Genomic DNA, 16,215 nt, shown 5'->3' on the forward strand with positions numbered 1-16,215 from the left:
TCAACGCCGCCAGCGCGCGGCGGCGTGGCTGGCGGGCAGGCGGTCGCCCTGGCCGAACAGGCGCTGGCGCAGCGTGGCGTCGTCGCCGTAGCTGGTGCGGTAGCGGCCCCGGTTCTGCAGCTCGGGCACGACCAGGCGGGCGAAGTCTTCCCAGGTCTCGGGCGCGACGATGCGGGTCAGGGTGAAGCCGTCGATCTCGCCCACGTCGATCCAGCGCTCCAGCTCGTCGGCCACCTGGGACGGGTCGCCCACGATGGTGGCGTAGCGGCTGCCCAGCGTGAACTGCTCCAGCAGCTTGCGCCGCGTGGTCCAGCCCTGCTTCTGCGCGGCCTGCGCCGCCGACTGGATGGCGTTGGTGTTGCCGAAGGAGATGGGGTCGTCCAGCCCGTACTGCGCAAAGTCCACGCCGGTGCTGGCGGCAAAGTGGGCCAGCCCGCTTTCCGCGCTGGCGTGGGCCAGGTAGTCGGCGTATTTCTCGCGCGCCTCGGCCTCGGTGGGGCCGGGCACCACGGCCACGCCGGCGTAGATCTTGATGTCCTCGGGGCGCCGGCCCGCGTCCACGGCGGCCTGGCGCAGCTGGCGCGAGGCCTCGCGCGCGGCCTCGGGCGTGCGCGCGCCGATGAAGATGCCCTCGGCATGCCGGCCCGCAAAGCGCAGCCCGCGCGGCGAGGTGCCGGCCTGGAACAGCACGGGCGTGCGCTGGGGCGAAGGCGCGCTCATGTGGATGGCGTTGGCGCGGTAGAACGGCCCCTCGTGCACCACCGGGTGCACCTTGTCGGGCAGGGCGTGGATGCGCCGCGCCTTGTCGGCGATCACGGCACCCTCTTCCCAACTGCCTTCCCAGAGCTTGTAGGAAAGCTCCAGGAAGTCGTCGGCCCGGTCGTAGCGGCTGTCGTGCTCGGCCAGGCCGTTCTGGCCCAGTCCGCGCGCGCCGCTGTCCACATAGCCGGTGACGATGTTCCAGCCGATGCGGCCATTGGTCAGCTGGTCCAGCGTGGTCACGTCGCGCGCGAAGGTATAGGGCTGGTGCGCGCCCACGGTGGCCGTGAGGCCGAAGCCGATGTGCCGCGTCACCGCCGCCATGGCCGAGACCAGCAGCCAGGGGTTGTTGACGGGCAGCTGTATGCCTTCGCGCAGGGTCAGGTCCACGCCGCCCTGGTAGACGTCGTAGTAGCCGACCACGTCGGCGATGAAGATGCCGTCGAACAGGCCTTCCTCCAGCACCCTGGCGATGTGGGTCCAGTAGGCCAGCGTGCCGTACTCGGTGGAGCGGTCGCGCGGATGGGTCCACAGGCCGTGGTGTATGTGGCCCACGCAGTTCATGTTGAAGGCGTTGACGTGGATGTGGCGCTTGGCTTGCGTCATGGGGCGGGTCCTGCAGTCCGTTGCGTCAGTTCTTCAACCAGGCCAGGCGGTAGAGCTTCTGGTCGTTCAGGTAGAAGGCGTGGATGGTCTTGCGCACCACGTCGGAGTTTTTGTAGATGTCCAGGAAGCGGGCGATGCGCGGGTCGGCCGCGCGGTCGCTGCGGGCCACGAACTGGATGGCCCAGGAGTCGTCCTCGTAGCTGGTGTAGGCCAGGCCCTTGCTGGCATCGAAGGCCTTGGAGGCGATGATGAAGTACGGAAAGCCCTGGGCCAGGTCCACGTCGGGCGTGGTGCGCGCCAGCTGCGGGCCTTCGATCTCCACGAACTGCAGCTTCCTGGGGTTGGAGACGATGTCCGCCTGGGTGCCCAGCAGCCCGGTGTCGGGGCGCAGCGTGATCAGGCCCGCGTGCTGAAGCAGGCGCAGGCCGCGGCCCACGTTGACGGGGTCGCTGGCAATGGCCACCTTGGCGCCCGTGGGCAGGTCGGCCAGGGATTTGTGGCGCGTGGAGTACAGGCCCAGGTAGGACAGGATGCCCGCCTGCACGCTGGTGAACTTGAAGCCCTTGCTGCGCGCTGCATTGGCCAGGTAGTTGCTGTTCTGGTAGTAGTTGAGGTCGATGTCGCCCGCGTCCAGCGCCACGTTGGGCGTGGCCCAGTCCGTGAATTCCACCACCTGCACGTCCAGGCCCTGCTTCTTGGCTTCCTTGGCGGCGGCTTCCACCGAGTCCGCGAAGATGCCCGGCACCACGCCGATCTTCAGGGGCGCGGCCAGGGCGCTGCCCGCGAGCAGGGCAGCGCCCAGGAAGGCGGCCAGCCGGGGCCAGAGTGTGGGGGAGGTCGTTGTCATCATTGCATTCCTGTGTCGTTGATAAAGGTCAGAGCGCGCCATGGCGCGGCGGGCGTATGCCGTTGAGCACGTAGTTGCCCACGGCGTGGTATTTCCAGCGCACGGGGTCGTGCAGGGTGTGGGTGCGCGCGTTGCGCCAGAAGCGGTCCAGGCCCTGTCCCGCCAGGGTGGAGGCCGTGCCCGCCAGCTCGAACAGCTTGCTGCCCGCCAGCAGGCTGGCGCTGGTGCTCAGCGCCTTGGCCTGGGCCACGGCCACCGAGGCGGCGGCCACGCTGTCGTCCGTGGGCGCGCGCTGGGCGGCGTCCACGGCCAGGGCCGCGCGGGCCACTAGGGCATCGGCGGCGCGCAGGCGCACGTGGACATTGCCCAGTTGCTGCAGCAGCAGCGGGTCCTGCGTGGCGCTGGCCACGCCCGCGTCCACCCAGGGCCGCGCATGCTCGCGGATGAAGGGCAGGGCAGCCTGCAGCGCGCCGTGGCCAATGCCCGCGTCCAGGGCGGCATGGATGATCTGGGCAAAGGGGCCGATGGTGGTGGGCCGCTCGAAGGAACTGGTGAAGGGCACCACCCATTCGGGCTCCACGCGCACGCGGTCGAACTGCACCGAGCCGCTGCCCGTCACGCGCTGGCCAAAGCCATCCCAGTCGTCGGTGACGGTGACGCCGGCCGCATCGCGCGGGATGAAGACCAGATACATGCGCTCGCCTTGCCCCGGCGCCTCTTCCTGCGCGCTGACCAGGGTGGGAATCCAGTGCGCGAACAGGGCGCCCGTGCAATAGAACTTGCGCCCCTGCACGAACCAGCCGCCGCTCTCGCGCAGCAGCCGGGTGCGGCGCTGGAAGTCGCGGTGGCCGATCTCGGCCAGCGCATTGCCCAGGCGTTCGCCGCGCAGCACACGGTCATAGAAGAAGGCCTTTTGCGCGGGCGATCCGCCCACGCGCAGCACTTCCAGCGAGTAATAGTGGTTCTGCGGAATGTGGCCGAAGTTGCCATCGGCCGCCGCAATCAGGGCAATGGCCCGCGCCAGCGTGGCCGTGGACACGCCCGCGCCGCCGTACTCCCGGGGAATGGTGATGCCCCACAGGCCGCTCTGGCTGAACTGCTCCACCTCCTGCCAGGGCAGCAGGCGGTCGCGGTCGCGCGCCAGCGCGCCGGGGCCGATGAGGGCGGCAAAGCGGCTGGCCGCTTCGAGGGCCTCGGCCTCGCTGCCGATGATGTGGGCGGGCCGGGCCGGAGGCGCTGCGGGAGCGGGCTGGCTGCCCGGTGTGGAGGCCAGGGCCTGCAGCTCTTGGGTCGATGTCTGTGTCATGGCGGTCAGTTCCACTGGTGGCGGCGCGGCAGGGCGCCGTTGAGCAGGTAGTTGCCCAGCAGGTGGTATTTCCAGCGCACGGGGTCGTGCAGCGTGTGCACGCGGGCGTTGCGCCAGTGGCGGTCCAGGCGGTGGGCAGCGCGGCTGGCCGAGGAGCCGGCCAGCGCGAACAGGTGCTCGCCGGCCTGCAGCGCGGCCTCGGTGGTGAGGATCTTGGCCTCGGCCACGGCCACCGAGGCCTGGGCGCTGGCCTGCTCGTCCACCGCGCCACCAGCCGCTGCAGCCAGCGCATCCAGCGCGCGCGCGGCCTCCAGCAGCACGGCATGGGCCGCGTCCACCTCGATCTGCAGCTGGCCGACCTCGTGGATGAGGTGAGGATCGTCGCTGGCACGCGCCACGCCCGAGTCCATCCAGGGCCGGCTCTTGTCGCGCACGAAGTCCACCGCGTCGCGCAGCGCGCCCTGGGCAATGCCCGCGTCGATGGAGGCCTGGATCAGCTGCGACACCGGGCCGGACAGCGAGGGCGTGGCCTCGAACTGCCAGGCAGGCACCACGTCCTCGGGCTGTACCTGCACCTGGTCCAGCTGCACGCTGCCGCTGGCCGTGGTGCGCTGGCCGAAGGAGTCCCAGTCGTCGAACACGGTCACGCCCGGCGCATCGCGCCGCACCCAGACCTGCACGATGCGGCCCTCCTCGTCCTGGGCGCGAAACGGCACCCAGTGCGCGAAGGCCGAGCCCGTGGAGTAAAAGCGCGTGCCGCTGACGCGCAGGCCGCCTGCGGCATCGCGCGACAGGCGCGCCGTGGCCTCCAGCACATGGGCCGCGCGGCCCTTGCGCTCCGGCCCGGCATTGCCCAGGCGGTGGCCGGCCAGCACGTCGGCGAACCAGCGGCGCTTCTGGGGCTCGCTGCCCATGTCCCGCAGGTTCTGCAGCACGGCGAAATGGTTCTGCGGAATCTGGCCCAGCGAAGGGTCGGCCGCGCACAGCGTGACGAAGACCTGGGCCAGCGTCTCGTAGGAAGCGCCCAGGCCGCCGTAGGCGCGGGGCACGGTGATGGCGCCCAGCCCGCTGGCCGTGTAGCGCTCGATTTCCTGCCAGGGCAGGCGCCGCTCGTGGTCGCGGGCCGCTGCGTTCACGCGCCATTCATCGGCCAGGGCCTGGGCGGCCTGCAGGGCCTCGGCCTCGCTGGTGATGCGGTGCGGGGTGGAGGGCGGCAGGGGCAGGCGCCGCAGCGCCCCGCCCGGGGTGTGGTGTGTGTTGCCGGGCAAGGCTGCGCCCAGGGCATCCGGTGTGGTCATTCCGTGCCTCGTTGCTGAGTCGGTGGGGAGAGGGCCGCCAGGCGGCGGCCCCGGAGGGAAAGGCGTGGTGCCTGTTTTCAGCGTCAGCGGCTGCGCAGCCGGCGCACGTAGCGGTCGCCCAGCACCTGGACCACGGTGACCAGCGCGATCAGCACGGCAATCACCAGCAGCATCACCTGGGTGTCGAAGCGCTGGTAGCCGTAGCGGATGGCCAGGTCGCCCAGGCCGCCCGCGCCCACGGCGCCGGCCATGGCCGAGGAACTGATCAGCGCCACCAGGGTGATGGTGAAGCCGCCCACGATGCCGGGCAGGGCCTCGGGCAGGTAGACGTGGCGCACGATGTCCCACTTGCGGCAGCCCATGGCCTGGGCGGCTTCGATGAGGCCGGGATCGACCTCGCGCAGGCTGACCTCGACGATGCGCGCAAAGAACGGCGTGGCGCTGATGGCCAGCGGCACGATGGCCGCCCACACGCCGATGGTGGTGCCCGTCACCAGCCGCGTGAACGGGATCAGCGCCACCAGCAGCACGATGAAGGGCGTGGCACGGAAGCCGTTGATCACGCTGCCCAGCGCGCGGTGCGTGCGCGGCGAGGCCAGGAAGCCGCCGGGCGCGGTGACGATGAGCAGCACCGCCAGCGGAATGCCCGCCGCCAGCGCGATGCCGCCCGAGACGCCGACCATCATCAGCGTGTCGGCCAGCGCGTTGCCGTAGCGCTCAATGGGAATGGACAGATTCAGCGACATATCCGAGATCCTTGATGTCATGCGCAATGGCCGCCGGGCCCTGCGTCAATGTGTGCCAGTCATGCGCGGTCGTGCCGCCGCCCAGCGCGATCAGCAGCTGCCCCTGGGCATGGCCCTGGATGCGGTCCACGCCGCCATGCAGCAGGCGAACCCGGCCGCCCAGGGCCTGGGCGATGCGCGGGAAGTCGGGCTCCAGCCCGTCCTCGCCGCGGTAGGTCAGCTGCAGGATGCGTTCGTGGCGGCCTGCGGGCGCGGTGCTCAGCAGGCGCTGGCGCAGGTCGTCGGGCAGGCCATGCTGCAGCGGTGCCAGCAGGGCGCGCGTGGCCGGGTGCTGCGGGTTGCCGAAGACCTTCCAGACCTCGCCCAGCTCGGCGATGCGGCCCTGCTCCAGCACCAGCACGCGGTCGGCGATCTCGCGGATCACGCTCATCTCGTGCGTGATCAGGATGATGGTGATGCCCAGCTTGCGGTTGATGGTGCGCAGCAGCTCCAGGATGGACTGCGTGGTCTCGGGGTCCAGGGCCGAGGTGGCCTCGTCGCACAGCAGGATCTCGGGGTCGGTGGCCAGGGCGCGGGCAATGCCCACGCGCTGCTTTTGCCCGCCAGACAGCCGGCTCGGATAGGTGTCTGCCTTCTCCTGCAGGCCCACCAGGGCCAGCAGCTCTTTCACCCGCGCATCGATGCGTGCGCGCGGCAGGCCCGCCACCTGCAGGGGCAGGGCCACGTTGTCATGCACCGTCTTGGCCGACAGCAGGTTGAAGTGCTGGAAGATCATGCCGATGCGCCGGCGCAGCTGCACCAGTTGCGATTCGTCCAGCGTGCCGATGTCCACGCCGTCGACCCGCACCTGGCCGCTGCTGGGCTGCTCCAGCCGGTTGATGGTGCGCAGCAGGCTGGACTTTCCCGCGCCGCTGCGCCCGATGATGCCGAAGATGCTGCCCGGCGCGATCTCCAGGCTGATCGCGTCCAGCGCCTGTACGGGCCCGGCCGAAGACTGGTAGGTCTTGCCCACGCCGCTGAAGGCCACGGCGCCGGGTCCACGGATGGATTCCCGCGTGGTGCCGGCCGCTGCCGATGAGCGCCTGCCCGCCTCATGGGCCGGCCTGTCCGCCTCGTGGGCCGGCCTGTCCGCCAGGGGCTGCCTGGCTGCAATGCTGGTTGACATGGCTGAAGTCCTCCCCGCGCCGCTCAGGGCTTGACCCAGGCCAGGTTGTACAGGCGCTTGTCGTTGGAGAAGGCGCGCTGGGCCTCGGCCTTCACCGCATCGGAGCTCTGGTAGATGCGGATGAACTTCTGCACCACGGGGTCCTGCGTGCGGTTGGCCTTGACCACGAACTGGATGGAAAAGCGCGCGTCCTCGATGCCCGAATACGCAAGCCCGCTGGAAGGATCGAAGGCCTTGGCCGCCACGATGAAGTGCGGGTAGCCCTGTGCGATGTCCACGTCGCCCGTGATGCGCACCAGCTGCGGCCCCTCGACCTCGACGAAGCTGAGCTTCTTCGGGTTCTCGACGATGTCGTCCAGGCTGCCCAGGTAGCCCACGCCGGGCTTGAGCTTGATCAGCCCCACCTTCTGCAGCAAGAGCAGGCCGCGGCCCTGGTTCACGGGGTCGTTGGCAATGCCCACCTTGCCGCCCTGCGGCACCTGGGCGATGGCCTTGTGCTTGAGCGAGTACAGGCCCACGTTGGCCAGGATGCCCGTGCCCGCGCTGGCCAGCTTGTAGCCGTTCTTCTGGATGGCGTTGTCCAGGAAGGGCTGGTGCTGGAAGTAGTTGATGTCCAGGTCGCCCGAGTCCACGGCCACGTTGGGCGTGGTCCAGTCGGTGAACTCCACCACCTGCACATCGATGCCCTGGGCCTTGGCCTCCTTGGCGGCCACGGCCACCGAGTCGGCGTAGGCGCCGGGCACCACGCCGATGCGCAGCTTGTCGGCAGCGTGGGCGGAGAACAGGGCCAGGGCGGCCAGCGGGGCGATCAGGGCACGGGAAAGCTTCATCGGGATCTCCGGAAAAAAAGGTTCGAAAAAGGCAGGAAGGGGCCGCGTCACGGCTTGCGCCACGGCAGGCTGTACAGCCTGTCGTTGGCGGCGAATGACTTGTGGATCTGCGCCTGCACGGCGCCCGAGGTCTGGTAGATGCGCACGAACTGCGCAATGCGCGGGTCCCGGGCGTTGTCCTGGCGCGAGACGAAGCGGATGGCGTAGTACAGGTCGTCAATGCCCGAATACAGCAGCGCATTGCCGGCCACCTGCGGCCGCCCGGCGTTGACGAAGTGGGCCGGGTAGCCCTGGGCCAGGTCCACATCGTCCAGCGCGCGCACCAGCTGCGGCCCTTCGATCTCGACAAAGCGCAGCCTGCGCGGGTTGGACACGATGTCGTCCAGCCCCGCGCGCGGGCCCTTGCCTTCGCGCAGCTGGATCAGGCCGGCCTTCTCCAGCAGCAGCAGGCCGCGCCCCTGGTTAACGGGGTCGTTGGCCACGCCCACGCGCGCTCCCTCCTTCAGGTCGGCAAAGCGCTGGGTCTTGAGCGAGTACAGGCCGATGTTGGGCAGCAGGCCCGTGGCCACGCTGGTGAAGGCATAGCCGCGCTCGCGGATGGCGTTGTCCAGGAAGGCCTGGTGCTGGAAGTAGTTGAGGTCGATGTCGCCGGCCGCCAGTGCCGTGTTGGGCGTGGTCCAGTCGGTAAACTCGATGACCTGCACGTCCAGCCCCTGGGCGCGCGCCTCCTTGGCGGCGACCTCCACGGAGTCGGCCAGCGAGCCGGGCGTGACGCCTATCTTCAGCGCGGCGGCCGCCGCAAGGCCGGGCAGCGCCAGCGTGGCGGCGAGCGACCAGAGCAATGTGTTTCTGCGCGTGGGCAAGGCGTGGTTCCTCCAGCTCGGCCAGGCCCGGCGCCGGCGCCCACATGGCGCCTGCCGGCATGGCCTCTGAAGGCATTGCAACACCCGGCCCCGGCGCGCACCACGACGGAATTCACATTTCCTTATAGCGAGCCATGTGCGGCGCAAGGCATTGATCGCAAAGGAAATTTTGCACAGGCAAGATTGAGCTTATGCCCGCGCGAAATATGGCACCGTGCCGGCTGCGCAGGCTTGCGGCAGCCAGGGCGGCATGCCGCGCTCCCAGGATCAAGCGCCCTGTTGCGCCTTCATCCTCGTCCAGGCCTTGAAGAGGATGGACTGAAGGCTGGCACGCTCGCCCTCGTCCAGGTAGTCGACCAGGGACTCGCACATGCGCCAGAAGGCCGGCAGCGCGCGGGCCAGCACCTCGCGGCCCTGGTCGGTGAGCGCCAGGTCGAAGCTGCGGCGGTCTTCCTGGCTCAGGCTGCGCGCCAGCAGCGAGCGCTTTTCCAGCCAGTCCAGCAGGCCCGTCACCGACGAGCGCGTCACGCCGACGTAGCTGGCAATATAGGACGGCGTGACCACCGTGTCGCCCAGCAGCCCGCGCTCGGCCAGGCCGAAGATCATGAGCACGTCGAGCTTGCTCTCGGACAGGCCGAACGCCTGCAGCGATGCGTTGGCGCGCTGCTCCACATCATCGGCCAGCCACAGCAGCAGCAGGCCCAGGCCGGCGGCCGGCGTGTCGGTGCCGGGCCGCGCGGTCTCGGCCATCAGGGCCAGGTGCGGGCGCAGCGCTTCGGGGGCGTTGGCGAGGGGGGTGGATTCGGGGGCCGGTGCGGCAGCGGTCTTGCGCGGACTCATGGGAGTGGATGGAAGCGGGTGAAGGCGGGTGAAACCGGGTTGAAGGCGGGAGAAGAAAGGGCGGTTGATTTTACGGCTTTCATATATTACGCTTTGTGTATAGTACGTTAAGCGTATTATTTGGCGGCACACAAATATGCAAGGACATCCCATGCCCATCAAAGTTCTGGAACTCCACCATGTCGGATTCGGCGTCAACCACGCCCAGGCCGACGCCATGCTCGACTTCTACCGCGAAGTGCTGAACCTGCCCCAGGACGCCGCGCGCTGGAAGATCCCCGGCATCTACGGCTCCTGGATCAACCTGCCCAACGGCAGCCAGTTGCACATCCTCGGCAGCGAGGGGCCGTCGCGCTATGCGCAGGGCCCGGGCAAGGACCCCGTGTCCAACCACATCGCGCTGGCCGTGGACGACATCCTCGGCGCCGAGCAGGAGCTGCTGGCGCGCGGCGTCGATTACTTCACGCTGGACAACGTGGCATCGCCCAGCCTCAAGCAACTGTTCCTGCGCGACCCGGCCGGCAACCTGGTGGAACTGCACCAGTCCAATGCGCGCGCCCCCGGCATCGCCCAGGCCGAGCAGGACGCGGCGCGCGCCGGCAACGAGTGACGCGACGCCCTCCCTTTTTCCCTTCCCCTCCCCTCCGGAATCCCATGTACTTTGAAATGCAATCGCTCAACAGCGAGCAGCGCAGCAACATCCTGCACTCCCTGGTTCTGCCCCGTCCCATCGCCTGGATCAGCTCGGTGGACGGGGACGGCACGGTCAACGTCGCGCCGTTTTCCTTCTTCAACGCCATGTCGGGCGATCCGCCGCTGCTGTGCGTGTGCATAGGCTCGCGCCAGGGCGTGCTCAAGGACACGGCGCGCAACATCGCGGCCACGGGCGAGTTCGTGGTGAACCTGGTGTCCGAGCCGCTGGCGCGCCGCATGGCGGTGACGGCCATAGAGTTCGGCGCGCAGGTGGACGAGTCGGCGCAGGCCGGCCTGGTCCTGGGTGATGCACGGCGGGTGAAGGCGCCGCGCATCGTGGACAGCCCTGCGTCCTTCGAGTGCCGCGTGCGCCAGATCATCGATATCGACGGCGTGCGCAGCCTGGTGCTGGCCGACGTGCTGGCCGCCCATGTCATGGATGCGGCCGTGGTCGATGGCGAGCTCATGTACTTCGACCCCGCGCCCATGGAGCTGATCGCGCGGCTGCAGAACCCCGGCTGGTATGGCCGCGTGGGCGATGCCTTCCAGATGCCCACGCCTTCGGTGGCGCAGTGGGATGCCATGCAGCGCCAGGGCGTGTCCGACAGCTACCTGGCCTGGGCCGACGATGGCGCCGCCGCGCGCTGAAGGGCCGCCCATGCTTGCGCAACACACCATAGACAGCCTGGCGGCCGAGCTGCACGCCAGCGAAAAAAGCCGCGTGCAGGTCCGGCACTTTTCCCGCCGCCATCCGGACATGACGGTGCAGGACGGCTACGCCATCTCGCGCGCCTGGATGCGGCTCAAGCGCGCCGAGGGCCGCACGGTCAGGGGCCACAAGATCGGCCTGACCTCGCGTGCCATGCAGCAGGCCGTGCAGATCACCGAGCCCGACTACGGCACCCTGCTGGACGACATGTTCTTCGAGCCCGGCGGCGACATTCCCTTTGCGCGCTTCATCGCTCCGCGCGTGGAGGTGGAGCTGGCCTTCGTGCTGGGCCGCATGCTCAAGGGGCCGGGCGTCACCCTGTGCGATGTGCTGGCCGCCACCGACTGGGTGGTGCCCGCCGTGGAAATCATCGACGCCCGCATCGAGCAAAAGGACCGCGATAACCAGGCCATGCGCACGGTGCGCGACACCATAGCCGACAACGCGGCCAATGCCGGCATCGTCATGGGCGGGCGGCCCGTGCGCCCCGACGCGGTGGACCTGCGCTGGGTGTCGGCGCTGCTGCAGCGCAACGGCGTGATCGAGGAGTCCGGCGTGGCGGCCGCCGTGCTCAACCATCCGGCCACGGGCGTGGCCTGGCTGGCCAACCGGCTCGCGCAATGGGATGAGCAGCTGGACGCAGGCCAGGTGGTGCTGGCCGGCTCGTTCACGCGGCCCGTCACGGCCCAGGCCGGCGACAGCTTCCATGTGGACTACGGGCCGCTGGGCTCCATTGCCTGGCGCTTTGCCTGAGCTTCGTCCGCAGTGTGGCGATGGTGTCGCCTGCGGCACAGTCCGCAGGCCCGGCGCGTCGCCGACAATGCAGCGGCGCCGCCCGCCACCGGTGCGCGGGCGGCGGCTGCAACACATGCACTACAGGATGGACAAGCAATGGAGATGAAGAACGCAAAGACGGCCGTGGTCACGGGCGGAGGAACCGGCGTGGGCAAGGCCGTGGCGCTGGCCCTGGCGGGCGCCGGCTACCAGGTGGTGGTGGCAGGCCGCCGCCAGGCGCCGCTGGATGAGACCTGCGCCGAGGCCCAGGCAAAGTACGGCGCAGGAGAGCGCATGCTGGGCATTGCCACCGATGTCAGCGACCCGGCTGCCGTGGAGCAGCTGTTCGCGCGCACGGTGCAGCGCTTCGGTCGCGTGGACCTGCTGTTCAACAACGCGGGCCGGGGCAATCCGCCTGGCTCCTTCCTGGACTGGACGCCCGAGCAGTGGCGCGAGGTGGTCGATGTCAACCTCAACGGCATGTTCTATTGCCTGCAGCAGGCGTTTCGCACCATGCGCGACCAGTCGCCGCGCGGCGGCCGCATCATCAACAACGGCTCCATCTCCGCGCATGCGCCGCGCCCCAATTCCAGCGCCTACACGGCCACCAAGCATGCCGTCATGGGCCTGACCAAGACCGCTGCGCTTGACGGCCGTGCCTACGACATCGCCGTGGGCCAGATCGACATTGGCAATGCCATGACCGAGCTGGCATCGCGCATGGCCAAGGGCGTGCCCCAGGCCAATGGCGAGATCGCGGTGGAGCCGCTGATCGACGCGGATGTGGTGGGCCAGTCCGTGCTCTACATGGCCAGCCTGCCGCTGGAGGCCAATGTGCTGTTCCACACGGTGATGGCCACCAAGATGCCCTTCGTGGGCCGGGGCTGAAACGGCAAAGGCAGGCCCTCAGGCCTGCACGCGGCGGCTCGCCGTCTCGGACGGGAGCTCGCCGAAGCGGCTGCGGTACTGGGCCGCGAAGTGGCCCAGGTGCAGGAAGCCGTATTTCTGCGCCACGTCGCGCACGCCGGATCCGGCTGCGACGCCCGGGCCCTTGGCTGCCTGGAGTTCGGCGCGCACCCGGTCCAGCCGCAGCTGGCGCAGGAAATCCATGGGCCCCATGCCCGCGTGCTGGCGGAAGGCGGCCTGCAGCGTGCGCGCGCTGCAGCCGGCCTCGCGGCAGACATCGGCCAGCGACAGGGGCTGGTCGGCATGGGCCTGCATGTACTCCTGGGCCTTGCGCACGCCGCGCGGCAGCAAACTGCGTCGGCTGTCCCCGGCCAGTGCGCGGCTGTGGCTGTGCGTGGCCGACATCAGCAGGCTGGTCAGCAGGTATTCCTCCGCATGCTGGGCCAGTGCCTGCGTGGCCTGCAGGGCGTTGCCCGCATCCAGCGTGTGCCGCAGGCAGTCGATGAAATGCACCAGCGGTGCCAGCGCCGGCTGGTCCAGCGGCACGCCCAGATCGAACACCAGGGGCCGGCCTGCGGGCGCCTGCAGCAGCGCCTCCAGCCGCGCCACCAGGGCCGGGCGGGCCATGCGCACGATCAGGTGCGGGCTGTCGTCGGCCCAGCGCATGGACAGCGGCTCGGTCGGCGAGGGCAGGGAGGCCAGGCGCGGCGTGGCATCCACCTGCTGCGCGCCGCAGCGGATCTCGGCACTGCCGCGCAGGGGAATCTGCAGCAGGAAGAAGTCCCGCAGGTAGCCGGGCTCGATGTGCACGCCGGGACCGTACTGCACATAGTTCAGGCTGACGTTGCGGGAAAGCGGCGCGCTGTGGTGGCAGGCGTCCAGCTCGGCGCGCGGGCGCAGCATGCCCAGGCCATGCGGACAGAAGACGCGCGCCACGCTTTCGCGGGCCTCGTCCATGTCGTGGCTCTCGAAAAGCCGGTAGCGCTGCAGCGGCAGCGGTGTGTGCATGGCGTGTTCCATAGGCTGGGCAGAACGTAGCAAAAACCACCCGCTCCCACAATTCGGACCATTCCCCGGGAGCCAATTTCTGCGCGCCAGGGACAGCGCCTGCGCTTGCCGGATGCCTGCGCGGCCCGGCCCCCCGTAACGTGTGCTGCACAGGCCAGCCCGGCCTGGCATCCACACGGGAGAACAAGCGTCATGTTCAAGGGACTCGAAGGCAAAAGCGCCATCGTCACCGGCGGCTCCACCCTGATAGGCGCCGGCGTGGTGCGTGCGCTGCACGCGGCCGGCGTGAAGGTGGTCATTGCCGACATCGATGCCGACAACGGCCAGGTGCTGGCCGATGCGCTGGGCGAGGGCGCGCTTTTCGTGCGCACCGACATCACCGACGACGCGCAGGTCGCCGCCTGCGTTCAGCAGGCATGCAGCCGGCACGGCGGCGTGCACATCCTGGTCAACCTGGCCTGCTCCTATGTGGATGAGGGCATGCAGTCGCCGCGTGCCGACTGGCTGGCCTCGTTCAACGTGAACGTGGCCAGCGCCGTGGCCATGCTGCAGGCCGTGCACCCGCACATGGTGGCTGCCGGTGGCGGGGCCGTGGTGAACTTCACCAGCATCTCCTCCGAGGCCGCGCAGACGGGGCGCTGGCTCTACCCGGCCAGCAAGGCGGCCATGAAGCAGCTCACGCGCAGCATGGCCATGGACCTGGCGGCCGATGGCATCCGCGTCAACAGCGTCTGTCCGGGCTGGACCTGGTCGGCGGTGATGGACCGGCTCAGTGGCGGCGACCGCGCCAAGACCGACCGCGTGGCCGCGCCCTTTCACCTGCTGGGCCGCGTGGGTGATCCGCACGAGGTGGCGCAGGTGGTGCTGTTCCTGTGCTCGGACCATGCCAGCTTCGTGACCGGCGCCGACTACGCGGTGGACGGCGGCTACGGCGCCATGGGGCCTGAGCGCGCCGTGGCCGCCATTCCCCAATTGATGGACTAGTACGCAGTACGGACACGGAGCCGCAAGGAGACAGCCATGAAGAAAATCGCCATCGTCGGAGCCGGCCAGTCGGGCCTGCAACTGGGCCTGGGCCTGCTGGCCGCGGGCCATCAGGTCACGATACTGAGCAACCGCACGGCGCAGGACATCGCCCAGGGCCGGGTCATGTCCAGCCAGTGCATGTTCGACAGCGCGCTGCAGATAGAGCGCGGCCTGGGCCTGGACCGCTGGTCGCGCGAATGCCCGGTGGTCGAGGGCATCAGCCTGTGCGTGCCACAGCCGGCGCAGCAGGGCGGGAAATCGGTCGACAAGGCCATCGACTGGGCGGCGCGTCTGAACGCGGGCGCGCAGTCCGTGGACCAGCGCCTGAAGATCCCCGCATGGATGGACGACTTCCGCCGCCAGGGCGGCGAGCTGGTGCTCAAGGACGCGGGCATCGCCGAGCTGGAGGAATGCACGCGCAGCCATGACCTGACCCTGGTCGCCAGCGGCAAGGGCGAGATATCGAGGCTGTTCGAGCGCGATGCCCACCGCTCGCGCTTCGACCAGCCCCAGCGCGCGCTGGCGCTGACCTATGTGACGGGCATGAAGCCGCGCGAGCCGTTCTCCGCCGTGTCCTTCAACCTGCTGCCGGGCGTGGGCGAGTACTTCGTGTTCCCGGCGCTGACGACCACGGGGCCCTGCGAGATCATGGTGTTCGAGGGCGTGCCCGGCGGCCCCATGGACTGCTGGGGCGATGTGAAGACACCGGAGCAGCACCTGGAGCGCAGCCGCTGGATCCTCGACACCTTCGTGCCCTGGGAGGCCGAGCGCTGCCGCGACATTGCGCTGACCGATGACAACGGCATCCTCGCGGGCCGCTTCGCCCCCACGGTGCGCAAGCCCGTGGCCACGCTGCCGTCAGGACGCAAGGTGCTGGGCATGGGCGACGTGGTGGTGCTCAACGACCCCATCACGGGCCAGGGCTCCAACAACGCGGCCAAGTGCGCCGACACCTATCTGCGCAGCATCCTGGCGCGCAGCAATGGTGACGGCCATGGTGACGGAAATGGCGCATTCGACGCCGCCTGGATGCAGCAGACCTTCGACCGCTACTGGTTCGGCTATGCGCAATGGGTCACGCAGTGGACCAACATGCTGCTGGCGCCACCGCCACCCCATGTGCTCAAGCTGCTGGCCAGCGCGGGCACGCTGGCACCGCTGGCCAGCGCCTTTGCCAACGGCTTCGATGACCCGCGCACCTTCTTCCCCTGGTTCGCGGACGCGGGCGAGGCGGACCACTACATCGACAGCTGCGCGGCCATCGCCGCCATGGCAGCCGTCCCCGCCTAGCCGCAGAGGCCGCCATGAGCACATGCGACACCCCGGCCGCCGCCCCGGCCTGCTCCTTCGATCCGCGCGAGCTGCGCAAGGCCTTCGGCCAGTTCACCACGGGCGTGACCGTCATCACCACGCGCGCGCCGGACGGGCGGCGCGTGGGCATGACGGCCAACTCGTTCTCCTCGGTCTCGCTGGACCCGCCGCTGGTGCTGTGGAGCCTGGCGCGCCAGGCGCCCAGCGTCTGCGATTTCCAGGGCGCCAGCCACTTCGCCATCCACGTGCTGGCTGCGGGCCAGCACCTTCTGTCGCGGCGCTTTTCCACGCCGCAGCAAGACAAGTTCGGCGGCCTGGACTGCGCGGAAGGCCCGGCCGGCGTGCCCCTGATCGATGGCGTGCTGGCCCGCTTCGTTTGCCGCAACGTCCGGCAATACGATGGCGGCGACCACCTCATCTTCATCGGCCAGGTCGAGCGCTGCGAACGCTTCGATGGCGAGCCCCTGGCCTTTCACGCGGGCTACTATCAGGTGACGGTGCGGCACCCCGAATGCGTATGACGGGTCA

General features: G+C 69.5%; 17 protein-coding genes. 7 read left to right on the forward strand and 10 right to left on the reverse strand.

The features are described from left to right. The 9 genes from BW39_RS23645 to BW39_RS23605 all read right to left on the reverse strand — a co-directional run bounded on the left by BW39_RS23645 (position 1) and on the right by BW39_RS23605 (position 9,260). Positions 1 to 1,365 (reverse strand): LLM class flavin-dependent oxidoreductase, encoded by a 1,365-nt coding sequence (locus BW39_RS23645; protein ID WP_043824668.1) that lies wholly within the window; start codon positions 1,363 to 1,365, stop codon positions 1 to 3. Between the two features lie 25 nt (positions 1,366 to 1,390). After that, positions 1,391 to 2,215, reverse strand: a complete 825-nt coding sequence (locus BW39_RS23640) for a MetQ/NlpA family ABC transporter substrate-binding protein (RefSeq protein WP_012203704.1) — start codon at positions 2,213 to 2,215, stop codon at positions 1,391 to 1,393. A gap of 25 nt (positions 2,216 to 2,240) precedes the next feature. Further along, complete coding sequence (locus BW39_RS23635; protein WP_043824682.1) at positions 2,241 to 3,518, reverse strand: SfnB family sulfur acquisition oxidoreductase; 1,278 nt, start codon at positions 3,516 to 3,518, stop codon at positions 2,241 to 2,243. A gap of 5 nt (positions 3,519 to 3,523) precedes the next feature. Further along, a complete protein-coding gene (locus BW39_RS23630; RefSeq protein ID WP_043824626.1) occupies positions 3,524 to 4,816 on the reverse strand; it encodes an SfnB family sulfur acquisition oxidoreductase in 1,293 nt (430 codons plus the stop codon). An 83-nt stretch (positions 4,817 to 4,899) separates the two neighbouring features. Then, positions 4,900 to 5,562, reverse strand: coding sequence for a methionine ABC transporter permease (locus tag BW39_RS23625; RefSeq protein WP_012203707.1), 663 nt, complete (start codon positions 5,560 to 5,562; stop codon positions 4,900 to 4,902). Then, positions 5,534 to 6,727, reverse strand: a complete 1,194-nt coding sequence (locus tag BW39_RS23620; RefSeq protein WP_043824624.1) for a methionine ABC transporter ATP-binding protein — start codon at positions 6,725 to 6,727, stop codon at positions 5,534 to 5,536. Before BW39_RS23620 ends, BW39_RS23625 begins: the two co-directional genes overlap by 29 nt. 23 nt (positions 6,728 to 6,750) lie before the next feature. Then, positions 6,751 to 7,557 (reverse strand): MetQ/NlpA family ABC transporter substrate-binding protein, encoded by an 807-nt coding sequence (locus BW39_RS23615; RefSeq protein WP_043824623.1) that lies wholly within the window; start codon positions 7,555 to 7,557, stop codon positions 6,751 to 6,753. A 47-nt stretch (positions 7,558 to 7,604) separates the two neighbouring features. Beyond that, a complete protein-coding gene (locus tag BW39_RS23610) occupies positions 7,605 to 8,420 on the reverse strand; it encodes a MetQ/NlpA family ABC transporter substrate-binding protein (protein ID WP_016449091.1) in 816 nt (271 codons plus the stop codon). 267 nt (positions 8,421 to 8,687) lie between these two features. Beyond that, positions 8,688 to 9,260: a MarR family winged helix-turn-helix transcriptional regulator gene (locus tag BW39_RS23605; RefSeq protein ID WP_043824620.1), complete on the reverse strand. Its 573-nt coding sequence runs from the start codon at positions 9,258 to 9,260 to the stop codon at positions 8,688 to 8,690. A 151-nt stretch (positions 9,261 to 9,411) separates the two neighbouring features. On the opposite strand from BW39_RS23605, the gene BW39_RS23600 reads away from it, so the two are divergent. From BW39_RS23600 to BW39_RS23585, 4 genes are all read left to right on the forward strand, one after another. After that, entirely contained in the window at positions 9,412 to 9,870 is a 459-nt protein-coding gene (locus tag BW39_RS23600; protein ID WP_017404212.1) for a VOC family protein, read from the forward strand. A gap of 44 nt (positions 9,871 to 9,914) precedes the next feature. Next, on the forward strand, positions 9,915 to 10,601 hold the full coding sequence (locus tag BW39_RS23595) for a flavin reductase family protein (RefSeq protein WP_012203713.1): 687 nt from the start codon (positions 9,915 to 9,917) through the stop codon (positions 10,599 to 10,601). A gap of 10 nt (positions 10,602 to 10,611) precedes the next feature. Then, positions 10,612 to 11,415: a 2-oxo-hept-4-ene-1,7-dioate hydratase gene (gene hpaH / locus BW39_RS23590; RefSeq protein WP_043824680.1), complete on the forward strand. Its 804-nt coding sequence runs from the start codon at positions 10,612 to 10,614 to the stop codon at positions 11,413 to 11,415. A gap of 138 nt (positions 11,416 to 11,553) precedes the next feature. Beyond that, the gene (locus BW39_RS23585) at positions 11,554 to 12,324 is read left to right on the forward strand and encodes an SDR family oxidoreductase (RefSeq protein ID WP_013803947.1); all 771 of its coding nucleotides are present in this window, start codon (positions 11,554 to 11,556) and stop codon (positions 12,322 to 12,324) included. Positions 12,325 to 12,342: 18 nt separating this feature from the next. Here BW39_RS23585 and BW39_RS23580 read toward each other — a convergent pair whose 3' ends face one another. Further along, positions 12,343 to 13,350, reverse strand: a complete 1,008-nt coding sequence (locus tag BW39_RS23580) for an AraC family transcriptional regulator (protein WP_016454133.1) — start codon at positions 13,348 to 13,350, stop codon at positions 12,343 to 12,345. 192 nt (positions 13,351 to 13,542) lie between these two features. On the opposite strand from BW39_RS23580, the gene BW39_RS23575 reads away from it, so the two are divergent. Genes BW39_RS23575 through BW39_RS23565 form a run of 3 tightly spaced genes read left to right on the forward strand, consistent with a single transcriptional unit; the run spans position 13,543 to position 16,208 of the window. Then, positions 13,543 to 14,334 carry an SDR family oxidoreductase gene (locus BW39_RS23575; RefSeq protein WP_043824618.1) on the forward strand — a complete coding sequence of 264 codons (792 nt, stop codon included), beginning with the start codon at positions 13,543 to 13,545 and terminating at the stop codon, positions 14,332 to 14,334. A gap of 36 nt (positions 14,335 to 14,370) precedes the next feature. Then, complete coding sequence (locus tag BW39_RS23570) at positions 14,371 to 15,666, forward strand: styrene monooxygenase/indole monooxygenase family protein (RefSeq protein ID WP_043824616.1); 1,296 nt, start codon at positions 14,371 to 14,373, stop codon at positions 15,664 to 15,666. Positions 15,667 to 15,680: 14 nt separating this feature from the next. Continuing rightward, a complete protein-coding gene (locus BW39_RS23565) occupies positions 15,681 to 16,208 on the forward strand; it encodes a flavin reductase family protein (RefSeq protein WP_043824614.1) in 528 nt (175 codons plus the stop codon). Positions 16,209 to 16,215 lie beyond the last annotated feature (7 nt).

The sequence above is a fragment of the Delftia sp. RIT313 genome (assembly GCF_000632165.1).
GTDB classification, from domain to species: Bacteria; Pseudomonadota; Gammaproteobacteria; order Burkholderiales; family Burkholderiaceae_C; genus Comamonas; species Comamonas acidovorans.

Coding starts and splice junctions, on each gene's coding strand:
- BW39_RS23645 (WP_043824668.1), bottom strand. CDS start 1,365: ATGACGCAAGCCAAGCGCCACATCCACGTCAACGCCTTCAACATGAAC.
- BW39_RS23640 (WP_012203704.1), bottom strand. CDS start 2,215: ATGATGACAACGACCTCCCCCACACTCTGGCCCCGGCTGGCCGCCTTC.
- BW39_RS23635 (WP_043824682.1), bottom strand. CDS start 3,518: ATGACACAGACATCGACCCAAGAGCTGCAGGCCCTGGCCTCCACACCG.
- BW39_RS23630 (WP_043824626.1), bottom strand. CDS start 4,816: ATGACCACACCGGATGCCCTGGGCGCAGCCTTGCCCGGCAACACACAC.
- BW39_RS23625 (WP_012203707.1), bottom strand. CDS start 5,562: ATGTCGCTGAATCTGTCCATTCCCATTGAGCGCTACGGCAACGCGCTG.
- BW39_RS23620 (WP_043824624.1), bottom strand. CDS start 6,727: ATGTCAACCAGCATTGCAGCCAGGCAGCCCCTGGCGGACAGGCCGGCC.
- BW39_RS23615 (WP_043824623.1), bottom strand. CDS start 7,557: ATGAAGCTTTCCCGTGCCCTGATCGCCCCGCTGGCCGCCCTGGCCCTG.
- BW39_RS23605 (WP_043824620.1), bottom strand. CDS start 9,260: ATGAGTCCGCGCAAGACCGCTGCCGCACCGGCCCCCGAATCCACCCCC.
- BW39_RS23600 (WP_017404212.1), top strand. CDS start 9,412: ATGCCCATCAAAGTTCTGGAACTCCACCATGTCGGATTCGGCGTCAAC.
- BW39_RS23595 (WP_012203713.1), top strand. CDS start 9,915: ATGTACTTTGAAATGCAATCGCTCAACAGCGAGCAGCGCAGCAACATC.
- hpaH (WP_043824680.1), top strand. CDS start 10,612: ATGCTTGCGCAACACACCATAGACAGCCTGGCGGCCGAGCTGCACGCC.
- BW39_RS23585 (WP_013803947.1), top strand. CDS start 11,554: ATGGAGATGAAGAACGCAAAGACGGCCGTGGTCACGGGCGGAGGAACC.
- BW39_RS23580 (WP_016454133.1), bottom strand. CDS start 13,350: ATGCACACACCGCTGCCGCTGCAGCGCTACCGGCTTTTCGAGAGCCAC.
- BW39_RS23575 (WP_043824618.1), top strand. CDS start 13,543: ATGTTCAAGGGACTCGAAGGCAAAAGCGCCATCGTCACCGGCGGCTCC.
- BW39_RS23570 (WP_043824616.1), top strand. CDS start 14,371: ATGAAGAAAATCGCCATCGTCGGAGCCGGCCAGTCGGGCCTGCAACTG.
- BW39_RS23565 (WP_043824614.1), top strand. CDS start 15,681: ATGAGCACATGCGACACCCCGGCCGCCGCCCCGGCCTGCTCCTTCGAT.